Source organism: Phenylobacterium sp., assembly GCF_031360265.1.
Taxonomy (GTDB): Bacteria; Pseudomonadota; Alphaproteobacteria; order Caulobacterales; family Caulobacteraceae; genus Phenylobacterium.
Genome location: NZ_JANMBF010000194.1, coordinates 1 through 19,281 on the forward strand (window position 1 = coordinate 1; position 19,281 = coordinate 19,281).

Here is a 19,281-nt window from a genome sequence, read left to right on the forward strand (position 1 = left end):
CGGAACTCGCTGGACTCGCAGCGGTCGAATTCATCCAGGATGATCAGCGCCCGGGTGCCCGTCAGCTTGACGCAGAGGTCGGCGAACTGACGCGGCGAGAAGCGGTCGGGCAACAGGTCGGCCAGCGACGAGCCGGCTTCCGCCTCCTGCGTGTTGGGACCGAAATTGCTGTGATAAAGCAGCGGGATGTCGGCAGCCGCCGCGCGGAAAGTCTCCTCGAAATTCGACGCCGCACCGCAGGAGGAATAGACGACGATGTAGCGCGCCTCGCGCGCCGCCTCGGAGAGCATGTGCAGCAGGGAGGTCTTGCCGATCCCGCGCTCGCCATAGATGACCAGGTGCAGCCGCTGGTCCTCGATCGATCCGATCATCGCGCCCAGGACATCGGTGCGGCCGGCGAACATCTGCCGATCGCTGACCGGCTGGGACGGCGTGAAGGCGTTGCGCAATTTCATGCGCATCGCGGTGAAGCGGTCGGACCGCCGACGATCGACCTGGTCGGCGGCCGTGGCCTTGAACCGGGGCAGGCCGCCGGTGGCGGTTGCCGCCTCGGCCCGCGACGATCCCTGAGCAAAGAGCTCCGAGACCGGGCGCGTCAGGTCACGCTCGAAGCTCGTGTCCCTGCGCTCGCCGCGTCGAAAAAACGAAGATACCCGATCACCTAAGCCCACCGGCCGTCCTCCAGGTCGCCGCAGTGCGGCCTCAGTTGCTATTCACCATCTTAGATTCGAAAACTTACCGGTTAGTGGCGGATCATCCGCGCCATATCCGGGCCGCCGGACGGGTCTTAGCAAAAATCGCGCCGGGCCGCGCCCGCGTTGCGGCGCGCCCGAGCGATTCACCACTGTTCAAGGCTTGGCGATTAGGCCAGTTGAAGACGGCCGATTGATGACATTTCCGCCAGTGCGCCGACGAAATGTCCGGCCGCGCGGCCTTCAGGGGCGTTGAATTGGGAAGCCGGCGGTGTCCGGCGCGGGGCAGACCGAACGGCATGAGCGCGGCGAGGCGAAAGATCGAAGGCGCAGCCGCCGCGGACCTGCCGTTCGCCAGCATCATCGTCCCGCACTACCACGACCTTGACGGGTTGGCGCGCTGCCTGGCCGCGCTGGACGCCCAGACCTATCCGGCCGCCCGATTCGAGATCGTGGTCGCCGACAATGCCTCTCCGGAGGGCCGCGAGGCGGTCGAAGCCACGGTGGGCGGGCGGGCCCGGTTGGTGGTCGTCCCGGAAAGGGGCGCCGGTCCGGCGCGGAATGGCGCAGTGGCTGTGGCGGGCGGTGACGTCCTGGCGTTCATCGATTCGGATTGCGTGCCTGAGCCGGACTGGCTGCGGGCCGGCGTCGAGGCCCTCGAGCGTGGCGATTTCGCCGGCGGGCGCGTGCGGGTGCTGATCGAGACGCCGGGAAGGCCGCGCCCCACCGAGGCGTTCGAGGCGGTGTTCGCGTTCGACAACCGGCGCTACGTGGAGAAAATGGGCTTTACGGTCACCGCCAACCTCTTCTGTCCGCGGGCGCTGTTCGCCAAGGTCGGCGGGTTTCGCGTGGGGGTGTCGGAGGATCTCGACTGGTCGCTGCGCGCCCGCGCGGCGGGATTTCAGATCGTCTACGCGCCCCTGGCCGTGGTCGGGCACCCGGCCCGGCGGTCGTGGGAAGACCTGATCGCCAAGTGGCGGCGGCTGAACGCCGAGACCTTCGGCCTGTCGGCGGGACGACCGGGGCGCTCGCTCCGCTGGATCCTGCGCAGCCTCCTGTTGCCGGCCTCGGCGCTCGCCCACACGCCGAGGGTCATCGCCAGCCCCGCGCTCACCTCCTGGCCGCAGCGATGGGCCGCGCTCGGCGTCCTCTACCGGCTGCGCCTCTGGCGGCTCATCGACGCCCTGTCGCTGGTCGGCCCGGCGCGGCGGGGACCCTGAAGGTGCGGGTCGCCATCGCCATCGTCGGCTTCCGAAACCCGGCCGACATCGTGCGCTGCCTCGAGGGTCTGGCGCACAGTGTCCACACGGCGTTCGAGGTGATCATCTGCGAGAACGGCGGCGACGCGGCCTTCCAGGCCCTGGCGGCGGCGATCCCGGCGCGGCTGGCGCAAGGACAGGCGGTGCGGGCGGTCAACGCCGGCCGCAACCTCGGTTATGCCGGCGGGGTCAATCGCTGCCTCGCCGAGACCCCCGACGCCGCGGCCTGGTGGATCCTCAACCCCGATACCTATCCGGCGCCGCAGACCCTGGGCGCCATGGTCGCGCGTCTGGCCGCGGGCGACTGCCAGGCGGTCGGCAACACCGTGCATCACGCGGGCGGGGTCGTTCAGTCGCACGGCGGGGTCTGGCGAAAATGGCTGGCCCGGGCGGTCTCGATCGGCCACGGATCCAGTCTGGAGACGCCGGTCGACGCGGCGGCCATCGAGGCGCGGCAGAGCTATCTGAATGGCGCGTCCATGCTGGTCAGCCGCCGTTTTGTTGAGGTCGTCGGCGGGATGCGCGAGGAATATTTTCTCTATTGCGAGGAGGTGGAGTGGTGCCTGCGCGCGCGCGCCCTGGGCCTGACGCTGGGCTTCGCGCCCGACGCTCCGGTCCTGCACGAGCAGGGAACGGCCACCGGCAACACCACCGATCTGCGGCAGCGCTCCAGGCTTTCGGTCTATCTGAACGAGCGCAACCGGCTGCTGCTGACCCGCGACTGTTTTCCCGGGATTCTGCCCGTCGCCGCGGCCGCGGCCCTGCTGTTGCTCGGCCTGAGGTTCGGGCGGCGCGGCGCCTGGAAACAGCTCGGCTACGCCCTGCAAGGGTGGTGGTCAGGCCTTCGGAACCAGCGCGGGGTTCCAGCGGGTGTCCAGTCTGTCACGCCCGGGCGTTGAGGTCGTGGTAAGGCGAGACGGACAAGGTGTCGGCGTACAGTTTCCGGGGAAGAGCAGTGGCTGACGGCGTCACAGAGCCAGATCTCGTTACGGTGGTGCTGCCGACCTACAATCGCGCGCGCACGCTTCCGCGGGCGATCGCCAGCGTGCTCAACCAGGACTATCGCAACCTCGAACTGCTGATTGTCGATGACGCCTCGAGCGACGATACCGCGCAGGTCGTGGCCGCGATCAGCGACCCGCGCGTGCGCTATTTACCCCTGCCCAGGAACGGCGGGGCTTCGCACGCCCGCAACGCGGGCCTGGCCCAGGCCAGAGGCGCCTTCATCGCGTTCCAGGACAGCGACGATGAATGGCTTGCGGGCAAGCTTGAAAAACAGGTCGCCGCGGCCCTGGCGGCGGGCGATCCGGCGGTCACCGTGTTCCACCCGAAGATCGTTCTCGGCAAGGATGAACACGCCCGGTATGGGCGGCATCGGGTCTGCTGCATGCCGGCCATCGCGCCCGGCGATCGCGATTTCATCCGGCTGATCCACGAGTCGAACCTGATCAGTCCGCAGGCGCTGCTGATCTCGAGGGAAGCGTTCAACCGCGCCGGATTCTTCGACGAAGACCTCGTCAACAACGAGGACTGGGCCTACGGGATAGAGCTCTTCTACAAGACCAAGGTGGTGTTCATCGAAGACCCGCTGGTGATGAATTACCTGCAGCCCGACAGCATCTCGATGCTCAGGCGCAGGGGCGCGCGCGCGCAACTGCGGGTTATCCAGAAGCTGAGGAAATACCCCGAAGCCCGCGCACCGACGATCGCGGGCCATGCGGCGAGGATCGGCTGGTCGATCGCCAAGCTGGGGTATCCGGGTCGCGGCCGGACCCTGCTGCTGCATTCGCTGCGCCTGGATGGACGGCCGTGGAGGACCTGGGCGCAGCTGGTGGTCACCCAGGCGAAAATCTGGCGCGCCGCCCTGGCGGCGGCTGCCCGGGCCTAGGGCGTGTTCAGGGGCGCCGCGGCCCGTTCTGGCCGCAGGCGCAGGGACTTGAGCCGGAGCGCCGGTTTTTCCAGCAGGAACCAGCTGATCGCGCCGGACACGACCGAGCCGGCCAGGGTCAGCATCATCAGAGCGGGCAGGGGTATGTCGCGCCAGTACCAGATCAGCAGGGCGCCGATCGGCCAGGCATAGAGATATACCCCGTAGGAAATGTCGTCCTTGGCGTTGAGCGTCCGCAGCAGCTTCCAGTCCCATTCGAACACCGCCCAAAAGAGGCCGTAGCCGCCCAGCACGATGAGGGCGGGCTCCGCGATCAGCGGCACGAACTGGAGCGCCACCGCGATCACAGCACAGAGCGCCGCCACCCGGCCGTCGTAGCGCTTCGCAAACAGCTTGAAGCAGGTCCCGGCCATGAAGGCCGCGGCCAACCGAAGCGCCACCCGGGGCTCTCCGAGAACGCCGACGAAGCGGTCTGACGCCTGCAGTCCCGCCAGTGGCGGCAGATTGAACGCCAGCATCGCGGCGAACACGCCAAGGGTCAGCAGCAGGAAGAGCCGCGGCGTCCGGTAGAGTCCCAGAACGCCGCAGATCGCCACGCCGATGTAGCAGCGGAACTCGTAGGATATCGACCACATCGAGCCGTTCAGTCCGGCGTAGGGCAGGCCAACGAAGACCCCGGGGATCTCCGGGGGCTTCAGGAGCAGGGTCCGATAGACCACCCGCACCCAGTCGCCGGCCGTCAGGAGTCCCAACTGTGCGCCGGCCAGGGGGCCGACAATGGCGACGGAGGCCAGGGTGCAGACCAGGAATGCCGGATAGATCCGCAGCACCCGCTTCCAGAAGTACCCCACGCGATCAGACATGAAGCTGGCGGCGATCAGATAGCCGCTGATCAGGAAGAAGCCATCGACCGCCAGGGCGCCGAGCGACAGGCCGCCGAACATCCGGTGCAGCGGCTCACGGGCGTCGTTCCCGTCCAGCATCTCGATACTGTGGGAGACGATGACCAGCGAGGCGAACAGCAGCCTGAAAGCCCCGAAGCTGTTGTCACGTCCCGTCGTCATGCCTGTGGCGCCCTCAACGCTATACAAATCGATGCGCCCGGCCGGCAGCATGGCGGCGTTACCTTGCGTGACGCCAGCCTAAAGCTGTGTGAACAGTGTCCCGCGCGCGCCGGAATGCCATACCGATTCCGCGGCGCCGCCCAGGATCGCATCCTTGACAGGGTTTCGCGGGCAGCGGTATCGCACGCCTGCGCCTCGCCCATCGAACCGATCTCAGGAAGGTTTCACTTGTCCCTGTCGCGAGACGAAATTCTAGCTTCGATCACCGATATCATGCGCGATGTTTTCGACGACGACGACCTTGAGATCTCGCTGGAGACCACCGCCGAGGAGGTCGAGGACTGGGACAGCCTCAGCCATATCCGGCTGATCGTCGCCGTGGAGCGCAAATTCGGATTCAAGTTCAAGAATTCCGAGATTGAGGGCCTCAAGAACGTCGGCGAGCTCGTCAACCTCGTTGAAACAAAGGTCGGCTAAGCCAACCCAGCTTTGGTCTAGGGTTCCTTGGAATGCTGCGCGATCTGCCTTGGCTGCCAGCGGCGGGGCCTACATTCCGTGACGACCTGCGCCGGCTTCAGGCTGAGCTTGCGGGCGGCATGGGCCCCGACTTTCCACAGCGCCTGATGGCGCTGGCGACGGCGGCGCTCGACGAGACCCAGCTTTCCCGGCTGGCCGGTCTGGCCGGCGCCGTCGCCGACGGCGAGACCGCGCTCGCGGGTCTGGACCGTGTGCGACTGGGCGTCATCGGCGACGCCACCCTCACCCTGCTCGGCCCGGCGATCGCCGGATCGGCTCTGCGCCACGGCGCGGCGGTGCGGATCATCGAGGGCGAATACAGCGCCGCGCTGCAAGAGGCCACCGATCCTGACAGCGCCATCCGCACCGCCAACCTGGACATGGCGCTGATCGTCACCGACCGCCGGCTGCTGGGACTCGACCGCGCCGCGTCAGATCCGCAGGAGGCCGCCGCCAAGGTCGCCGGCGCCTTCCAGAAGATCTTTCGCATGGTCGAGGGTCTGCGCCCATCGGTGCGCTCGGCGATTCTGGTGCAGACGCTGGTGGCGCCGACCGAGCCGCTGTTCGGCAGTTTCGACCGGGTCGAGGCGGGGTCGTCGTTCGCGATGGTCGAGGCGTTCAATCGCCAGCTGGCCGAGTGGGCCGGGTCCGGCGCGGTGGTGCTGGTGGACATCGCCAGGCTGGCCGGCTCGGTGGGGCTGGAGAGCTGGGACGATCCGCGGCAATGGCACGGTTCCAAGCTCGGCTTCGCTCCGGACCTGTTGCCGGTCTATGGCGACGTGGTGGCCCGGACGATCGGGGCGGTGTTGGGCCGGACGCGCAAGTGCCTGGTGCTCGACCTCGACAACACGCTGTGGGGCGGGGTCATCGGCGACGACGGCCTGGCCGGAATCGCGCTGGGTCAGGGGTCGGGGTCGGGGGAGGCCTTCGTGGCGGTGCAGCGCCTGGCGCTCGAATTGCGCGCCCGGGGCATCGTGCTGGCGGTCTGTTCGAAGAACGAGGAGGATGCCGCCCGGTTGCCGTTCCGCGAGCATCCCGACATGCTGCTGCGCGAGGACCATATCGCCGTGTTCCAGGCCAACTGGACCGACAAGGCGGCCAACCTGCGGGCCATAGCCGCGGCCCTGAACATCGGTATCGACGCCCTGGTTTTCCTCGACGACAACCCGGCCGAACGCGCCCAGGTGCGCCGCGAACTGCCCGCGGTCGCGGTCCCGGAAGTCTCCGACGACCCGGCGTTCTATCCGCGACTGTTGGCGGCGGCCGGTTATTTCGAGGCCGTCGGATTCTCGCAGGAGGACCGCGCGCGCGCCGCCTACTACCAGGGCAACGCCCAGCGCGCGGCGTCCCTGGAGGCGTCGGGCGACATGGACAGCTACCTGGCGTCCCTGGAGATGACCTGCACGATCGCCAGGGTCGATCCGGTGTCGCGACCGCGGGTGGCCCAGCTGATCAACAAGTCCAACCAGTTCAACCTGACCACGCACCGCTATTCGGAGGCTGAGGTCGCCGCGCTGGAGGCCAATGCAGACCGGCACGCGGTGCAGGTGCGGCTGGTGGATTCGTTCGGCGACAACGGCATCATCAGCGTGATCATCGCCGATCGCCAGGCGCAGGTCTGGGAGATCGACACCTGGCTGATGAGCTGCCGGGTGCTGGGGCGGCGCGTCGAGGAAGCCGTGCTGGCCCACCTGGCCGCCGCGGCCCGCGCCGACGGGGCGCTGAGCCTGGTCGGCCGCTATGTTCCCTCGCCCAAGAACAAGATGGTGGCCGAGCACTACGACAAGCTGGGGTTCGAGCGGGTCGAGCAGGCCGCCGACGGAGCGAGAACCTATCGACTGGACCTCTCCAGCTATCCGACCCCTGACCTGCCCATGCATATCGACGATCGCGCTCTGGCGGTCCTGGAGACCGAACGATGAGCGACGACAAGACCGCCGAGCTGCGGGTGCTGACCGCCGGCCGGCCGCACACCACCCATGTGCTGGAGACGGTGATCGCCGCCTGGCCGGAACATGCCGCCTATCTGGTGAAGAGCTTCGCGGCCCGCTCACCGGCCATGCTCGACGCCACCGAGGCCGCCGCCGGCGCGGCGCGCAAGCTGATCGCCGGCCAGGAGGCGAAGTTCGCGTCCGACTACCGCTGGACCTGCGACCAGCTGCGCGACGAGGAGCTGTTCTTCCACCGCGAGGGCCGCTACCGCCTGTCGACCTTCGCCGAGGCCAATGCCGAGGTCTATTCGAACCACGACTACATGGGCCGTTACGTCAACGGCCTGCTCCTGACCCAGCTGCTCTGGTACAACCACGTCGCCACCTTCGAGATGTTCCTCAACCAGGTGCTGCCCAACGCGGCGCGGCCCTTCGACTATCTCGAGGTCGGGCCGGGCCATGGCCTGATGGTCTATTTCGCCGCCCAGTCGCCGCTCTGCCGCACGCTGGAGGCCTGGGACGTGAGCTCCGTGTCCCTGCGCGAGACCCGCGCGGCGCTGGACACCCTGGGGCTGACCAAGCCGGTGTCGCTGGTCGAGACCGACATCCTGCAGACGGAGCGGCCGGATCGCCGGTTCGACCTGATCGTCATCTCCGAGGTGCTGGAGCATCTGGAGCGACCGGACGTGGCGCTGGATTTCCTGCGCGGCTGCATCGCCGACGACGGGCGGATCTTCATCAACGTGCCGCTGAACAGCCCCTCGCCCGACCACATCTATCTGTTCTCGACGCCAGACGATGTTCGCGCGCTGGTCGAGGGCGCCGGGTTCAAGGTCGATCAGCTGTCGCTGTTCGCCACCCAGGGCAAACGCCTCGAACAGGCCCTGGCCAACAAGATCAGCGTCTCGGCCGGCGTCATCGCCCGGCCGAGCTGAAGGCGCGCCTGCGTGCTCTTCAACTCCTTCCTCTTCATCTTCGGCTTCCTGCCGCTGGCGTTGGGGCTGTTCTATCTGGCGGGCCGGTTCGGGCGGCTGGCCAAGGTGGTGCTGACGCTGCTGTCGCTGGGCTTCTACGCCATGTGGCGGCCGATCCATCTGCCGCTGCTGCTGGGCTCCATTGTCGTCAACTATTTCGCCGGCGACCGCATCCAGGCCGCGCTGGCCGCCGGGCGGCAACGGACCATGCGGCTTTGGCTGGTGCTGGGCCTGGCCGCGGACCTGAGTTTCCTGGGCTGGTTCAAATACGCCAACTTCGCGGCCGACAATATCGCCGCGGCGACCGGGTCGACCTCGGACCTGGCGAAGATCGCCCTGCCGCTGGGGATCTCGTTTTTCACCTTCCAGAAGATCGCCTACCTGATCGATTCCTCGCGCGGCGACGCGCGGAAGATGGGGTTCCTGGATTTCGCCCTGTTCGCCGCCTTCTTCCCGCAGCTGATCGCCGGCCCGATCGTCCACTACAAGGAGGTCGTTCCGCAGATCCAGAGCCGGCTGTTCGGGCGGCTGATCGGGCGCAACCTGATGGTCGGGCTGGTGATCTTCGCCATCGGCCTGTTCAAGAAGACGGTCATCGCCGACACCTTGTCGAGCTACGCCAACCCGATGTTCGCGGCGGGACAAGGTGGTCACGCCTTTACCCTGACCAGCGGCTGGCTGGCGGCGATCACCTTCACCTTCCAGCTCTATTTCGACTTCTCGGGCTATTCCGACATGGCCATCGGCCTGGGCCGGATGCTGGGGGTCAGGCTGCCGCTGAATTTCCACTCGCCGCTGCGCGCGTCCAATATCGCCGACTATTGGCGCCGCTGGCACATGACCCTGCAGCGCTTCATCGTCGCCTATATCTTCCAGCCCCTGTCGCTGCCGCTGAACCGCTGGGCGGCCGCGCGCGGGCTGCGCGACTGGCCTGCCTTCGCGGTCGGGGTCGGCGTTCCGGCCTTCGTGACCTTCGTGGCGGTGGGCGTCTGGCACGGGGCGGGCTGGACCTTCGTGCTGTTCGGGGCGATGCACGCCGTCTACATCTGCACCAACGAGGCCTGGGGCGAATGGCGCAAGCGCCGCCGCCGGCAGCTGAAAAAGCTGGGCCGCACCCTGGCCGAGTCCGGGCCGCTGCGGATGGCGCTGTTCCACGCCATCACCCTGGTCGCGGTGATCTATGCCAACGTGATGTTCAAGGCGCACACGGTGGGGGACGCGATCTCGGTCTGGAAGGGCATGACGGCGCTGAACGGCCTGGGCCTCGACAGCGTGGCCGCCACGCTCGACTGGGGCCTGGCCGCCAGCCTGCTGGTCAGCGTGGTGCTGGTGTTTCTGATGCCCAACACCCAGCAGATCATGGGGCGCTTCGACCCGGCCTATAACTGGCGCGACTGGCGCGGCGTGGCGCGCGCGCCGGTCCGCTGGACCTGGAAGCCCGACGCCGCCGGGCTGGCGTTCGCCGGCGTCACCCTGTTTGCGGCCATCATGTTCATCCAAAGGGGGAAGGCGATCTTCCTCTATTTCAACTTCTGACCGCCATGGCCCGCCTGCACCCCTTGCGAAACGTCCTGGTCATTCTCGGCATCGCGCTCGGCGTCGCGGTCGCGGCGTGCTTCCTGCCGGAGAATTCGTATCAGCGCTGGCAGCTGCTGAAGGGCACTTTCCAGGGCAATGCGGTGTGGATGTACGAGCGCATCCATTTCGATCCCCGGCCGATCGACGTGGTGTTCATCGGACCCTCGCGCACCGACCGCGGCGTCGATCCCGAGCGGTTGCAGCGCGACCTCGCGGGCCTGGGCAAGGCCGTCCGGGTGGTGAATTTCGCCTTGCCGCAGGGCGGGCGCAACGTCAACGACGTGATCTTCGAGGAACTGCTGGAGGCCAAGTCGCCAAAGCTGGTGGTCATCGGCGTGATCGAGAAGCCCTCCCGCTTCGGCCATCCGGCGTTCAAGTACCTCGCGCCGCGAAGCATGGTCGCCTGGCCGGGCTATGTGGGAAACCTGAACTATCTGCAGGACCTGATCTATCTGCCCTATCGGCAGATGCAGCTGTTCGCCGCCGACCTCGCGCCCGGGATCGCGGGTCTGACCAAGACCTTCGACGCCGCCACCTACAAGCCCGACCAGGTGCAGCCGAAGGTGATCGAGATCTTCGACGGCACGATGCGCAGCGCCACACAGCCGGCGACCGCGGCGGAACTGGAGCAGGGCGTCTACAAGCTGGAATCCGGGACGCGCCCGCCGATCCTGCCGGCGCGTTTCGCCGACATCGAGTTCGGCGATGAGCGCTACTACATCCGGCGCATCGTCGCCGCCGCCCGCCGCAAGGGCGTCAAGGTGGCGTTCCTGTTCATACCCTATTACTCCGGTCCCGACCGCGTGCTGGAGGAGCCGTTCTACCGCCAGTTCGGACCGGTCTGGAGCGCGGGCTACCTGGCGCCGCGCGCAGACCTCTTTTCGGACTATGCTCACCTGACCGTCGACGGCGCCGGCGTCCTCACCGACTGGCTGGCGCCTCAGGTCGCCAAGATGCTCTCCGAGCCGGAACCCGCGCGATGATCGAAAGCCGCCTTCTGCATCACGTCGGCATCGTCCAGCCAAGCGAGGCCGACGCCCAGGCCCTGATGCGCCTGCTGGGCCTGGAGGAGGACTATCGCGGGTTCGTGCCGCAGTGGTCGGCGCTGTGCATCTTCACCAAGGCCGCGGCCGGCGGCTCGCCCATCGAGTTCGTGATCCCCGACGGCGGCCCGCTGGAACGCTTCAACAAGGGCGCCGGCGGCCTGCACCACATCGCCCTGCAGGTGCCCAGCCTCGACGCGCTGGCCAAGGCGCTGGACGGCGAGGGGATGCGCCTCCTGGAAGACACCCACGTCAAGGGCGCCGGACCCTTCCTCTGCAATTTCCTCAGCCCGGTCTATACCCGCGGGATCACCATCGAATTCGTGGAACTGCTGTGAGACCGCCGCCCCGGGTCCTTGCCGGGTGACGGCCCCGTTCTCGACAGGGCCAGCCCTCCCGCCGGCGCCGACCCCGGCGGGAGGCGACCATCTGAAAGCGCTGGACGGATTGCGCGGGCTGGCCGCCCTGGTGGTGATGCTCGGCCACTCGGCCTACGTCTACGTCGATAGCGGCCGCGCCCACGGCCGGCTGGAGGCGCTGCTGAAGATCGTGCTTCGCGGCGGCCACCCGTCAGTGATCCTGTTCTTTTCCCTGAGCGGATTTGTGCTCTACCTGGCCTTCGTCAAGCGGCCGGGGACGTCCTACGCGACCTATCTGACCCGGCGCGTGTTCCGTATCTATCCGGCTTTTCTGGCCGCGCTGGCGCTGGCGCTGGCGCTGCACCTGATCCTGGCTCCGACGCCACAGCCCGGACTGGGGCCATGGACCCTGACCAACATGGTCTATCCGGCGGACCCGGTGATGGCGCTTCGCCACGTCCTGATGCTGGGTGTCTTCAGCTCCGACATCGCGCTCGATCCGGTGATCTGGAGCCTGGTCATCGAGCTGCGGTTCTCCATCGTGCTCGTGCTGCTGGCGCTGCTGTGTGGGCGCAGCCGGATCGGTCTGCTGGCCCTGGTGATCCTGGCCCACGTGGCGGGCCGGGTGGTCGCCACGCGCATGCATCTGCCGTCACCCTATATTTTCGGCGGCTCGGCGCTGGGCGCCGCGGCGATCACGCTGTTCTATCTGCCGAGCTTCGGGTTCGGCATCCTGGCGGCCGATCTTGTCCTCAACACCGATCTTCCGCGCAGGCTGCGCCTGCCGCACTGGGCCCAGGTCGTGGTCTGCGCGGGCGCTTTCGCAGCGGCCAAGCTGATCAACGACGACCTCGCCTGGGCCGTGGCGGCGACCGCGATCATCTTCATTGCCGCGGCGCAAGGGCCGGTCAGCTCGCTGCTGAGGCTGGACCCGTGCCTGTTTCTTGGGCGGGTGTCCTACAGTCTCTATCTCGTGCATTTGCCCATCCTCCTGGCCCTGGTCTATGTCCTCCAGCCGCATGTCGGCCTGGTGCTTCCGGTCCTGCTGAGCCCGGCCCTTTCGCTCGGCGTGGCGGCGGGTATGTACCGCTGGATCGAGCTGCCGGGAATCGCCCTGGGCAAGACGCTGACCGCCGATCACCGCGCGGCCGCGACACGCGGCGCGTGACATGACCGGCGCGCCTGCGCCGGCTGCGACGACGTTCGGCCGGCTGACCTGAGCCAAGGCAGCCGCGGCAGGGGCCGCCGGCCACAATATTGCTGCGCCGATCCGGCTTCATCGTGTTCGCAAACCCGTCAGGAGCCGCCATTGGCCCGCCACCTATGCTGTTCGATCGCCGCTCTGATCGCCCTTGGCGCGGTGCCCGCGTCGGCCGCGGCCCTGAAGGCGACGCCGGATACGCTGTGGTCCGTGGTCAAGGGGGCCCATCCCGGAGATGTCGTGCTGATGGCCCCCGGCGCCTATCCGCCGGTCACGCTGAACGCCATGGTCTTCGCCGCCGCCGGGATCACCCTGCGTCCGGCCAACGCGGCGCACCCGCCGGTGCTCGCCAGCCTGACCCTGAACGGCAGCCAGGGCATCCGCCTCAATGGCCTGGAAATCGACTACACCGGAACGGCCTTCGGCCTGACCATCGCGGGCAGTTCGCGGATCCATGCCGAGGGTCTCAACATTCACAGCAAGCCGGGCACCTACGGCGGCAACGGCCTCTTGTTCCGTAACGCCAGCGACGTGTCGATCGTCAATTCCGAAGTTCATGACCTGGGCACCGGCATCAGTCACATCGACAACACAGGCGTGCTGATCTCGGGGAATATCGTGCACGCGATCGAGTCGGACGGGATCCGTGGCGGCGGTTCATCGAACCTGGAGATCTCGCGCAATCTGCTCTATGATTTCAGAGCCAAGGCGGGTGACCATCCCGACGCCATCCAGCTGTGGGGCACCAAGACCAATCCGCGTCCCGGCCCGATCCGGATCACCGACAACGTCGTGGTCCGGGCGCCCGGCCAGCCCCCGCAGTCGCAGGGCATCTTCGGCGGCGGCGCTCACGACCTCACCGTCTCGGGCAATCTCCTGCTGGGGACGATGTACAACGGGATCGGCATCGCCGATGTGCAGACGGCCACCATCCATCACAATTTTGTCCAGGGCTTCAAGGACATGTGGTCGGGGATCAACGTCCGAGACGCCGACGGCATCGCCATTCACGACAACTTCGCCAGCTCGGTGAACCTGGGCAACCCGCAGCCCACCCATGTGTCGCAGGCTCGCAACGGCACGCTCCCCCTGGCCAATATCGTCGATCCGCGACAGCTTGACCGTTGGTCCGCCGCCCGCCGGAAGTGACCCGGCGCGTGGGATGGCGCGGGGGCAGGGTGGCGTCCGTGCGCTAAGTTCGAATAGAGGAATTCGCTGTAGCCTGTCGGCTTCCGCACGTTGAGGCGCCCCGAAGATGGACGTGATCGATACCCTGTCCCTGCCGTTCCTGGCGCTGTGCCTGGTGATCTACACCGCGGTGATGGGATGGCTGGTGTTCAAGCGCGACAAGCTGCCAAGCCGTCTGGAGGACGCAGCCAGGCGCGCGGCGCCCCCCGGTGACCCGGGCGACAGGAGCGCCGCGCCGGTCCGCAACAGGCGCAAGCGACCGCTATAGCGCGCCGGCTGCTCAGCGGCGGGGCAGGGATCGGGTCTGCGAGACGGCGACCGGGACGCGGCGGCCGGAGAGCGCGCGTTTGGCCAGCGCGCCCGTCGTCGCCTGCGACCGGGCCGCGGCTTGCGAGTCCCGCCGCTCCGCGACCGAGACCCGGTAGACCAGGGCGACGATGATCCCCAGCATGGCGAACATCAGGGAGTGGCTGTCCTGCTGGCTGAACACCGCCTTGATGACCAGGAAGGCGCTGAGCGCGATCGACAGCGGCGCGAGAAGCGACAACTCGCGGTCGCGAAGGGCGGTCTGGCTGATGGCCGACCGGGCGCCGAAGTAGATCGCCAGGCCGAACGTCGCCAGGAACGACACGATCCCGACCAGCCCGTACTCGAGCGCCAGGGTGATGTAATAGTTGTCCACGGTGATGAAGGAGTCGGCGCTGTAGCCCATGGCAAGCCCCGACTGCGAAGGGCCATAGCCGATCGGATTCTGCAGGAACTTGGGTATCGCCATCTGCAGCTGGCTCTGGCGCGCCGCGTTGCTGGCCGCCTGGGCCCCGCCGCCGAACACCAGCGTGTGGAATCGATGGATGAAGGTCACCGCGAAAAGCGCGGCGCCGAAGAACGCGGGATAGGCATAGACAACGGCCGCCGCGATCAGGCTGCGCCGTTCCTGGAACATCTTCATCAGGCCCCAGAACAGCACATAGAGCAGCACCGACACCAGGAATCCGACGATCCCCAGGCGGGAATCGGCGAAAATGAAACAGGCGAAGATCAGCGGCACCAGCGCGGCGCAGCCGAGGCGGATGATCGGGCGATAGGCTCCGACCGCGAAATGAATGGCGAAGGGCGTCATCAGCGCCAGATATTCCCCAAGGCCGAGCGGTCCGGAGAACGTCGCCTTGGCGCGGTACTGACCGGTGGCGCCGCGGGTTGTCGACTGCATGGCGGCGGCGGCGGCCGGGTCGTCGATCTTCAGGAACGATGGAACGTGGCCCGTCCAGAGCAGACTTTGCTGCCGCGATTCGAGGAACGTCACGAGGATGACCGGAAGGCTGAGGAGCAGGAACAGTGAGACGTAGCGCTCGGCGCGGCCGGGCTTGCGAAACACCCAGACGGCGACGATGAACACGGCGGTCCAGTTGACCTGCTGCAGCAAGGCCTTCTGGATCGAGGTCGGGATCTGTTTGGAAAATCCGATCGTCAGGAATTGGGTGGCGATGAAGATCACGAAGGCGACCCACAAGCCGGGGGTCGCCGAAAGCGTCTGACGCAGCTCGGTCCGAAAGTTCGACGAGGTGGACAGGCAGATCAGCAGCAGGAATGTCATCGGCAGACCCGTCAGACGGATGACGGTGATCCAGGGCAATCCGGGCAGGGCCAAAGCCAGATAATTGGGCCAGATAATCAGGCTGATCAGCAGGCCGCTGAAAAGGAACTCCATCGCCTTGGTCGGGGCGTGCGGCCGGTCCGGAAGGGCCCAGATCGCGAGCAGCATCAGGACGGCCACGGGCATGGCGAAGGGCACGATCAGATAGGGCGCCGTCAGGCCGTAGAAAAATCCGTACAGCAGGCAGAAGAACCCCAGCGCCAGCGGGAAGGCGAACTTCACCAGCCGGTAGCGCAGGGCGCTGCGGTCGATGTAGGGCTTCATGATCTTGGCGGGGTAGGGCTTGGGCCCGCGCTTTTTCCGTCCGATCCGCGCAGCGACGATCCGCCATCCGGCCGCCAGCCGTTCGCGCGCCTTCGTCGCTGAAACCTTCAATCGCGGCATTCGCATGTGTCGTGGCGACCTGATGTTGGGTGGACCCTGAGTTGGGCTCTGGACGCTAAACGGGCTCGGGCCAGAACCCGGCCACCAACTCCTTTGTGTTGCGGATGTTCGCCCGGCCCGACGCCCCAAAGACGATCGATTCGACGTTGGGTTGCTCGCAAACCCACTCCAGCGCCTCCTTGGCCGGAATGGCGCCCGAGGCGAAGACCGACATGGCTATGGCGCGGAACCGGCGCTGCTTGAGAGCGTCATTGTACGCCTGCATCCCTCCCGACATGCGAAAGCCGATCTTGTTGATGTTGGCGCAAACGATGGGATTCTCAATCCCCACGCTGTCCAGCAGGTCGAGCAGACGGGGCAGGTTCATGGTGATGAAGCCCGGCTCGGCGCCGTAGCGGCGCCTGACGTGGTTGGCGAAGATCACGAACGCTTCCTTGAAGCCGAGGCCCAGCAACAGGTCGACCACGACATTCTGCAGGAAGATGACCGGCGTTTTCAGCCCCTCGAACATCTTCATTTCCGCGTCGATGAGCAGGGTTGCGACGCCCTCGACATCCTTGCGCGCGAACGACACCCCGCCCCGCAGCGCGGCGTCGAACAGCCCTTCGCTGGGCAGGAACCGCTTCAGCGCGCCGAGCGGACCGTCCTCGGTGACCGCGTTGGCGTATTTGTGGGCGTAGGGCATGCAGGGATAGAAGATGAAGTCCGCGTACCGGGTGGGATTGGCGCGCATGTGGTCGCAGATCGCCGCGATCTTATCATGTGTCGTGCACATGAAGGTCCGCACGCCCTCGTCATAGGCCGCATCAAGGACGGCGATGATCTGTTCGGGGTCCTGGAAGCGGATCGCCTGGGCGCGCGCCTTCTCCTCCGACATGTGATTGACGCCGAAGAACTGGTTGTCGCCGAAAAGCAGCCTGTCCATCGCGCTCACCTAGACTTTCGGCTTGGCGGACTTGCCGCCGAACAGGGAGAAGCGGCCGGGCTGGGGCCCCGCCGCCGCGGCGCCGGCCAGGGGAACGGGCCCTCGCTCGGCGTCGATCTTGATCATCGACAGCACCTGGTCTGTCTCAGCGGCGCTGGCGAACGAGCTGCTGGTTGTCGACTGACCTGAGTGGATGGCCTGTATGAAGTGGTCGATCTGCGCGGAATACTCCTCGCCCCGGACGTAGAACCAGACCTCCTCGGTGAGCTCCGTCGTATATCTGACGTTCCATCCCGCCTGGTAGGTCGAGGGCGCGAGCGTCGGGTCGCGCAGGTAGACCTGACACTCCTGCCGATCCGCATAGATCCTGCCGTTCGTGCCCCACATCGAGATCTTGGTGGTCATCTTGCGCAGCGATTCGTCGCTCCAGTTGACGGAAACCTGCGCCGACAGATCGTTGTCGAAATAGAGCGTGCTGTAGACCTCGTCATCGGTGTCACGGGAGAAGATCTTGCCCAGCACCGAGCCCCCCACGGCGCTTGGCGCGCCGAAGCACCAGTTCAACAGGTTGATCGGGTGTGCGGCGTAGTCGTAGAGGCAGCCCCCTCCCTCGCTGCTCTGCGTGCGCCAGGTCGAACCCTTGGCCTTGAGCACCACGGGACCATAGGCCTCGGCCAGCACATGGGTGACGCGACCGATGGCGCCGGCCGCCACCAGCCGCTTCATCTCCTGGAACGCGCCGACAAAGCGATTGTGGTAGCCGACCTGGTTCACCAGCCCGCGCCGGTCAGCCAGCGCGCCCAACCGCGCCGAGTCGCCGGGATCCAGGCAAAAGGGCTTCTCGCAAAGCACGTGCAGTCCGGCCATCAGGGCCTGCTCAACCATCGGCGCGTGGAGCCGCGACGGCGTGGCGACGATCACGGCGTCGAGCGGCTCGCGCTTCAGCATTTCGGCGTAGTCGGCGTAGCCCTTGATCCCGGTGTATTTTTTCAGCACGTCCAGAATGTACCCGGTGGGATCGCAGACGGCGGTTACCGCGACCAGCGGGTGGGCGTTGACGATGGCAAGATGAGACGCACCCATCTTGCCCAGGCCGCAGACGGCGACACGTATCATTGAAGTCTCCAGGGAGGGGGTGCGTCGCCGCGCATGGCTGCCGAGTTCGCTACGACGCTATGAAATCGCGGAGTTTATGAATGAAGGGCTCGGGCGCGGTGCGCGGCATGGCTTCGCCGACCGCCTGCCCCGCGAGCGCCGCGGCGATCGCTGCGGGAAGGTCTTCATCGCGCAGACAGACGTGGATCCCGGGACGCCCCTCCAGCCAGCGCGCGGTCGCCATCTGGTGATCGGTTGTGTGCTCGCCCCACTCCAGCACCCGCGGCGCCAGGATGACCGGCTTGCCCATCTCCATCGCCGAGATCACGCTGCCCATGCCGGCATGGGCCACGATCACGCTCGCCGCCTGCATTTTTTCGGTGAACTCCCGCCGCGTCAGCAGGCGCGCATAGGGGATGTTCACGGGTTCGTAAGCGCCGCTGAAGATCTGCGCGAAGAAGGTTTCCTGCGGCATGGTCACGGCGACCTCATCGACGAGCCGCACCAGGCGATCGAACGGGAACAGGGAACCGACGGTGACAAAGATCATATGACCGCGCCCCAGTATTGAGGTCCGCCCGGCGTCGCCAGTTGGGGCCACTGGGTCAGCCACTCGTCGGCGACATAGCGCGCCTGTTTGCCGGACGAGGACATCCGTTCGCAATTGGCGATGCTGTCAATCCAGACCGTCCTGGCGCGGGTGAACAGCTTGGCGATGGCCAGGCCGACCAGGCCGGGCGCCGACCCCGTGGTGATCACGACATCAGGCTTCTCGCGCAGCATGATTCGAACGAACTGGGGCGCGAGCCTCAGGAGTTTCACGAGGCTCATGCGCGTGACGTCGCTCACCACGTAGAATTTCTCCCCGGCCACATCCTCCGCATAGTCGGGGTATACGCTCACGTAAGTGACGTCACAGTCCGCGAAGGCGGGTCGAAGGCGCTGCAGTTGAATCCAGTGACCGCCGCCGGACGCGATCGCCAGAACTCGGCGTTTCGACCCTGCTCGTTCCATTCGGTCTCCTCAGTGGACTTGAAAGGGGTCGCAAGGCCAGGCCCCTAAATCCTGCGGCGCTCTTTGCCATGCGGTTTGCAAACAACTCGTATAGCGGCGCACGCAGGCGGCGCGGTCCGCGCCCGGCGGTCTATTGGAAGCTGCGGCGAATGAGGTTAAATTTGTCGCGCTTGCCCACGATCTGTTCACCGGTGATGATATAGGCGTGTAAATGTTCGGGTATTCGGCTCGGATGGACCGCGCGGGCACGCGCCTTGCTCGCGACCGCCGATCTGGAAACCTACTTCTCAATGCGGGGCAAATTGATGACGAATTCGACACGCGTTCTGTTGCGGGCGGCCGCGGCCTCCCTGGCTCTGACCGGATGCGCCAAGAAGGCGCGCAAACCGTGGTCCTCGGCTCCCTCGCCTTCAACGCCCCCGACCTGCCCGCCCGCATGGCCTGGCTCGCCGGTCTGTAAATGGACCCCGCCGCCGATCTCGCGCTCGCCATCGACCTTGGCGGCACCCAAGTCCG

General features: G+C 66.8%; 20 protein-coding genes. 12 read left to right on the plus strand and 8 right to left on the minus strand.

What is annotated here, in order from left to right; translation table 11 throughout:
- A partial coding sequence (locus RMN86_RS17870) for an ATP-binding protein (protein WP_309607213.1) occupies positions 1–671 on the minus strand: 671 nt, incomplete at its 3' end.
- A gap of 320 nt (positions 672–991) precedes the next feature.
- Between RMN86_RS17870 and RMN86_RS17875 the strand changes: the two genes are divergently transcribed.
- The 3 genes from RMN86_RS17875 to RMN86_RS17885 are packed head-to-tail and all read left to right on the plus strand — an operon-like array spanning position 992 to position 3,839.
- Positions 992–1,912, plus strand: a complete 921-nt coding sequence (locus RMN86_RS17875; protein ID WP_309607214.1) for a glycosyltransferase — start codon at positions 992–994, stop codon at positions 1,910–1,912.
- Between the two features lie 2 nt (positions 1,913–1,914).
- Entirely contained in the window at positions 1,915–2,850 is a 936-nt protein-coding gene (locus tag RMN86_RS17880; protein WP_309607215.1) for a glycosyltransferase family 2 protein, read from the plus strand.
- Positions 2,851–2,906: 56 nt separating this feature from the next.
- A complete protein-coding gene (locus tag RMN86_RS17885; protein WP_309607216.1) occupies positions 2,907–3,839 on the plus strand; it encodes a glycosyltransferase family 2 protein in 933 nt (310 codons plus the stop codon).
- Here the strand turns inward: RMN86_RS17885 and RMN86_RS17890 are convergent.
- Positions 3,836–4,903 carry an acyltransferase gene (locus RMN86_RS17890; RefSeq protein WP_309607217.1) on the minus strand — a complete coding sequence of 356 codons (1,068 nt, stop codon included), beginning with the start codon at positions 4,901–4,903 and terminating at the stop codon, positions 3,836–3,838. The genes RMN86_RS17885 and RMN86_RS17890 overlap by 4 nt on opposite strands.
- 228 nt (positions 4,904–5,131) lie before the next feature.
- On the opposite strand from RMN86_RS17890, the gene RMN86_RS17895 reads away from it, so the two are divergent.
- The 9 genes from RMN86_RS17895 to RMN86_RS17935 all read left to right on the plus strand — a co-directional run bounded on the left by RMN86_RS17895 (position 5,132) and on the right by RMN86_RS17935 (position 13,961).
- Positions 5,132–5,380 (plus strand): acyl carrier protein, encoded by a 249-nt coding sequence (locus RMN86_RS17895; protein WP_309607218.1) that lies wholly within the window; start codon positions 5,132–5,134, stop codon positions 5,378–5,380.
- A 32-nt stretch (positions 5,381–5,412) separates the two neighbouring features.
- Positions 5,413–7,341 (plus strand): HAD-IIIC family phosphatase, encoded by a 1,929-nt coding sequence (locus tag RMN86_RS17900; protein ID WP_309607219.1) that lies wholly within the window; start codon positions 5,413–5,415, stop codon positions 7,339–7,341.
- On the plus strand, positions 7,338–8,285 hold the full coding sequence (locus RMN86_RS17905; RefSeq protein WP_309607220.1) for a class I SAM-dependent methyltransferase: 948 nt from the start codon (positions 7,338–7,340) through the stop codon (positions 8,283–8,285). The genes RMN86_RS17900 and RMN86_RS17905 overlap by 4 nt, the downstream gene beginning before the upstream one ends.
- Positions 8,286–8,297: 12 nt before the next feature.
- A complete protein-coding gene (locus tag RMN86_RS17910) occupies positions 8,298–9,860 on the plus strand; it encodes an MBOAT family O-acyltransferase (RefSeq protein ID WP_309607221.1) in 1,563 nt (520 codons plus the stop codon).
- A gap of 5 nt (positions 9,861–9,865) precedes the next feature.
- Positions 9,866–10,885 (plus strand): hypothetical protein, encoded by a 1,020-nt coding sequence (locus tag RMN86_RS17915; RefSeq protein WP_309607222.1) that lies wholly within the window; start codon positions 9,866–9,868, stop codon positions 10,883–10,885.
- Positions 10,882–11,283 (plus strand): VOC family protein, encoded by a 402-nt coding sequence (locus RMN86_RS17920; RefSeq protein WP_309607223.1) that lies wholly within the window; start codon positions 10,882–10,884, stop codon positions 11,281–11,283. The genes RMN86_RS17915 and RMN86_RS17920 overlap by 4 nt, the downstream gene beginning before the upstream one ends.
- A 25-nt stretch (positions 11,284–11,308) precedes the next feature.
- Complete coding sequence (locus tag RMN86_RS17925) at positions 11,309–12,472, plus strand: acyltransferase (protein WP_309607224.1); 1,164 nt, start codon at positions 11,309–11,311, stop codon at positions 12,470–12,472.
- Between the two features lie 141 nt (positions 12,473–12,613).
- Complete coding sequence (locus tag RMN86_RS17930; protein ID WP_309607225.1) at positions 12,614–13,654, plus strand: right-handed parallel beta-helix repeat-containing protein; 1,041 nt, start codon at positions 12,614–12,616, stop codon at positions 13,652–13,654.
- A gap of 106 nt (positions 13,655–13,760) precedes the next feature.
- Complete coding sequence (locus RMN86_RS17935) at positions 13,761–13,961, plus strand: hypothetical protein (RefSeq protein ID WP_309607226.1); 201 nt, start codon at positions 13,761–13,763, stop codon at positions 13,959–13,961.
- 12 nt (positions 13,962–13,973) lie between these two features.
- Here RMN86_RS17935 and RMN86_RS17940 read toward each other — a convergent pair whose 3' ends face one another.
- From RMN86_RS17940 to RMN86_RS17965, 6 genes are all read right to left on the minus strand, one after another.
- Entirely contained in the window at positions 13,974–15,731 is a 1,758-nt protein-coding gene (locus tag RMN86_RS17940) for an O-antigen ligase family protein (protein ID WP_309607227.1), read from the minus strand.
- Between the two features lie 55 nt (positions 15,732–15,786).
- Complete coding sequence (locus tag RMN86_RS17945; protein ID WP_309607228.1) at positions 15,787–16,656, minus strand: hypothetical protein; 870 nt, start codon at positions 16,654–16,656, stop codon at positions 15,787–15,789.
- Between the two features lie 9 nt (positions 16,657–16,665).
- Positions 16,666–17,772 (minus strand): Gfo/Idh/MocA family oxidoreductase, encoded by a 1,107-nt coding sequence (locus RMN86_RS17950; protein ID WP_309607229.1) that lies wholly within the window; start codon positions 17,770–17,772, stop codon positions 16,666–16,668.
- A gap of 49 nt (positions 17,773–17,821) precedes the next feature.
- Entirely contained in the window at positions 17,822–18,301 is a 480-nt protein-coding gene (locus tag RMN86_RS17955; RefSeq protein WP_309607230.1) for a glycosyltransferase, read from the minus strand.
- Positions 18,298–18,654, minus strand: a complete 357-nt coding sequence (locus RMN86_RS17960; protein ID WP_309607231.1) for a glucuronosyltransferase — start codon at positions 18,652–18,654, stop codon at positions 18,298–18,300. The genes RMN86_RS17955 and RMN86_RS17960 overlap by 4 nt, the downstream gene beginning before the upstream one ends.
- A 391-nt stretch (positions 18,655–19,045) precedes the next feature.
- On the minus strand, positions 19,046–19,281 hold a 236-nt coding region (locus RMN86_RS17965; protein ID WP_309607232.1), incomplete at its 5' end, for a hypothetical protein.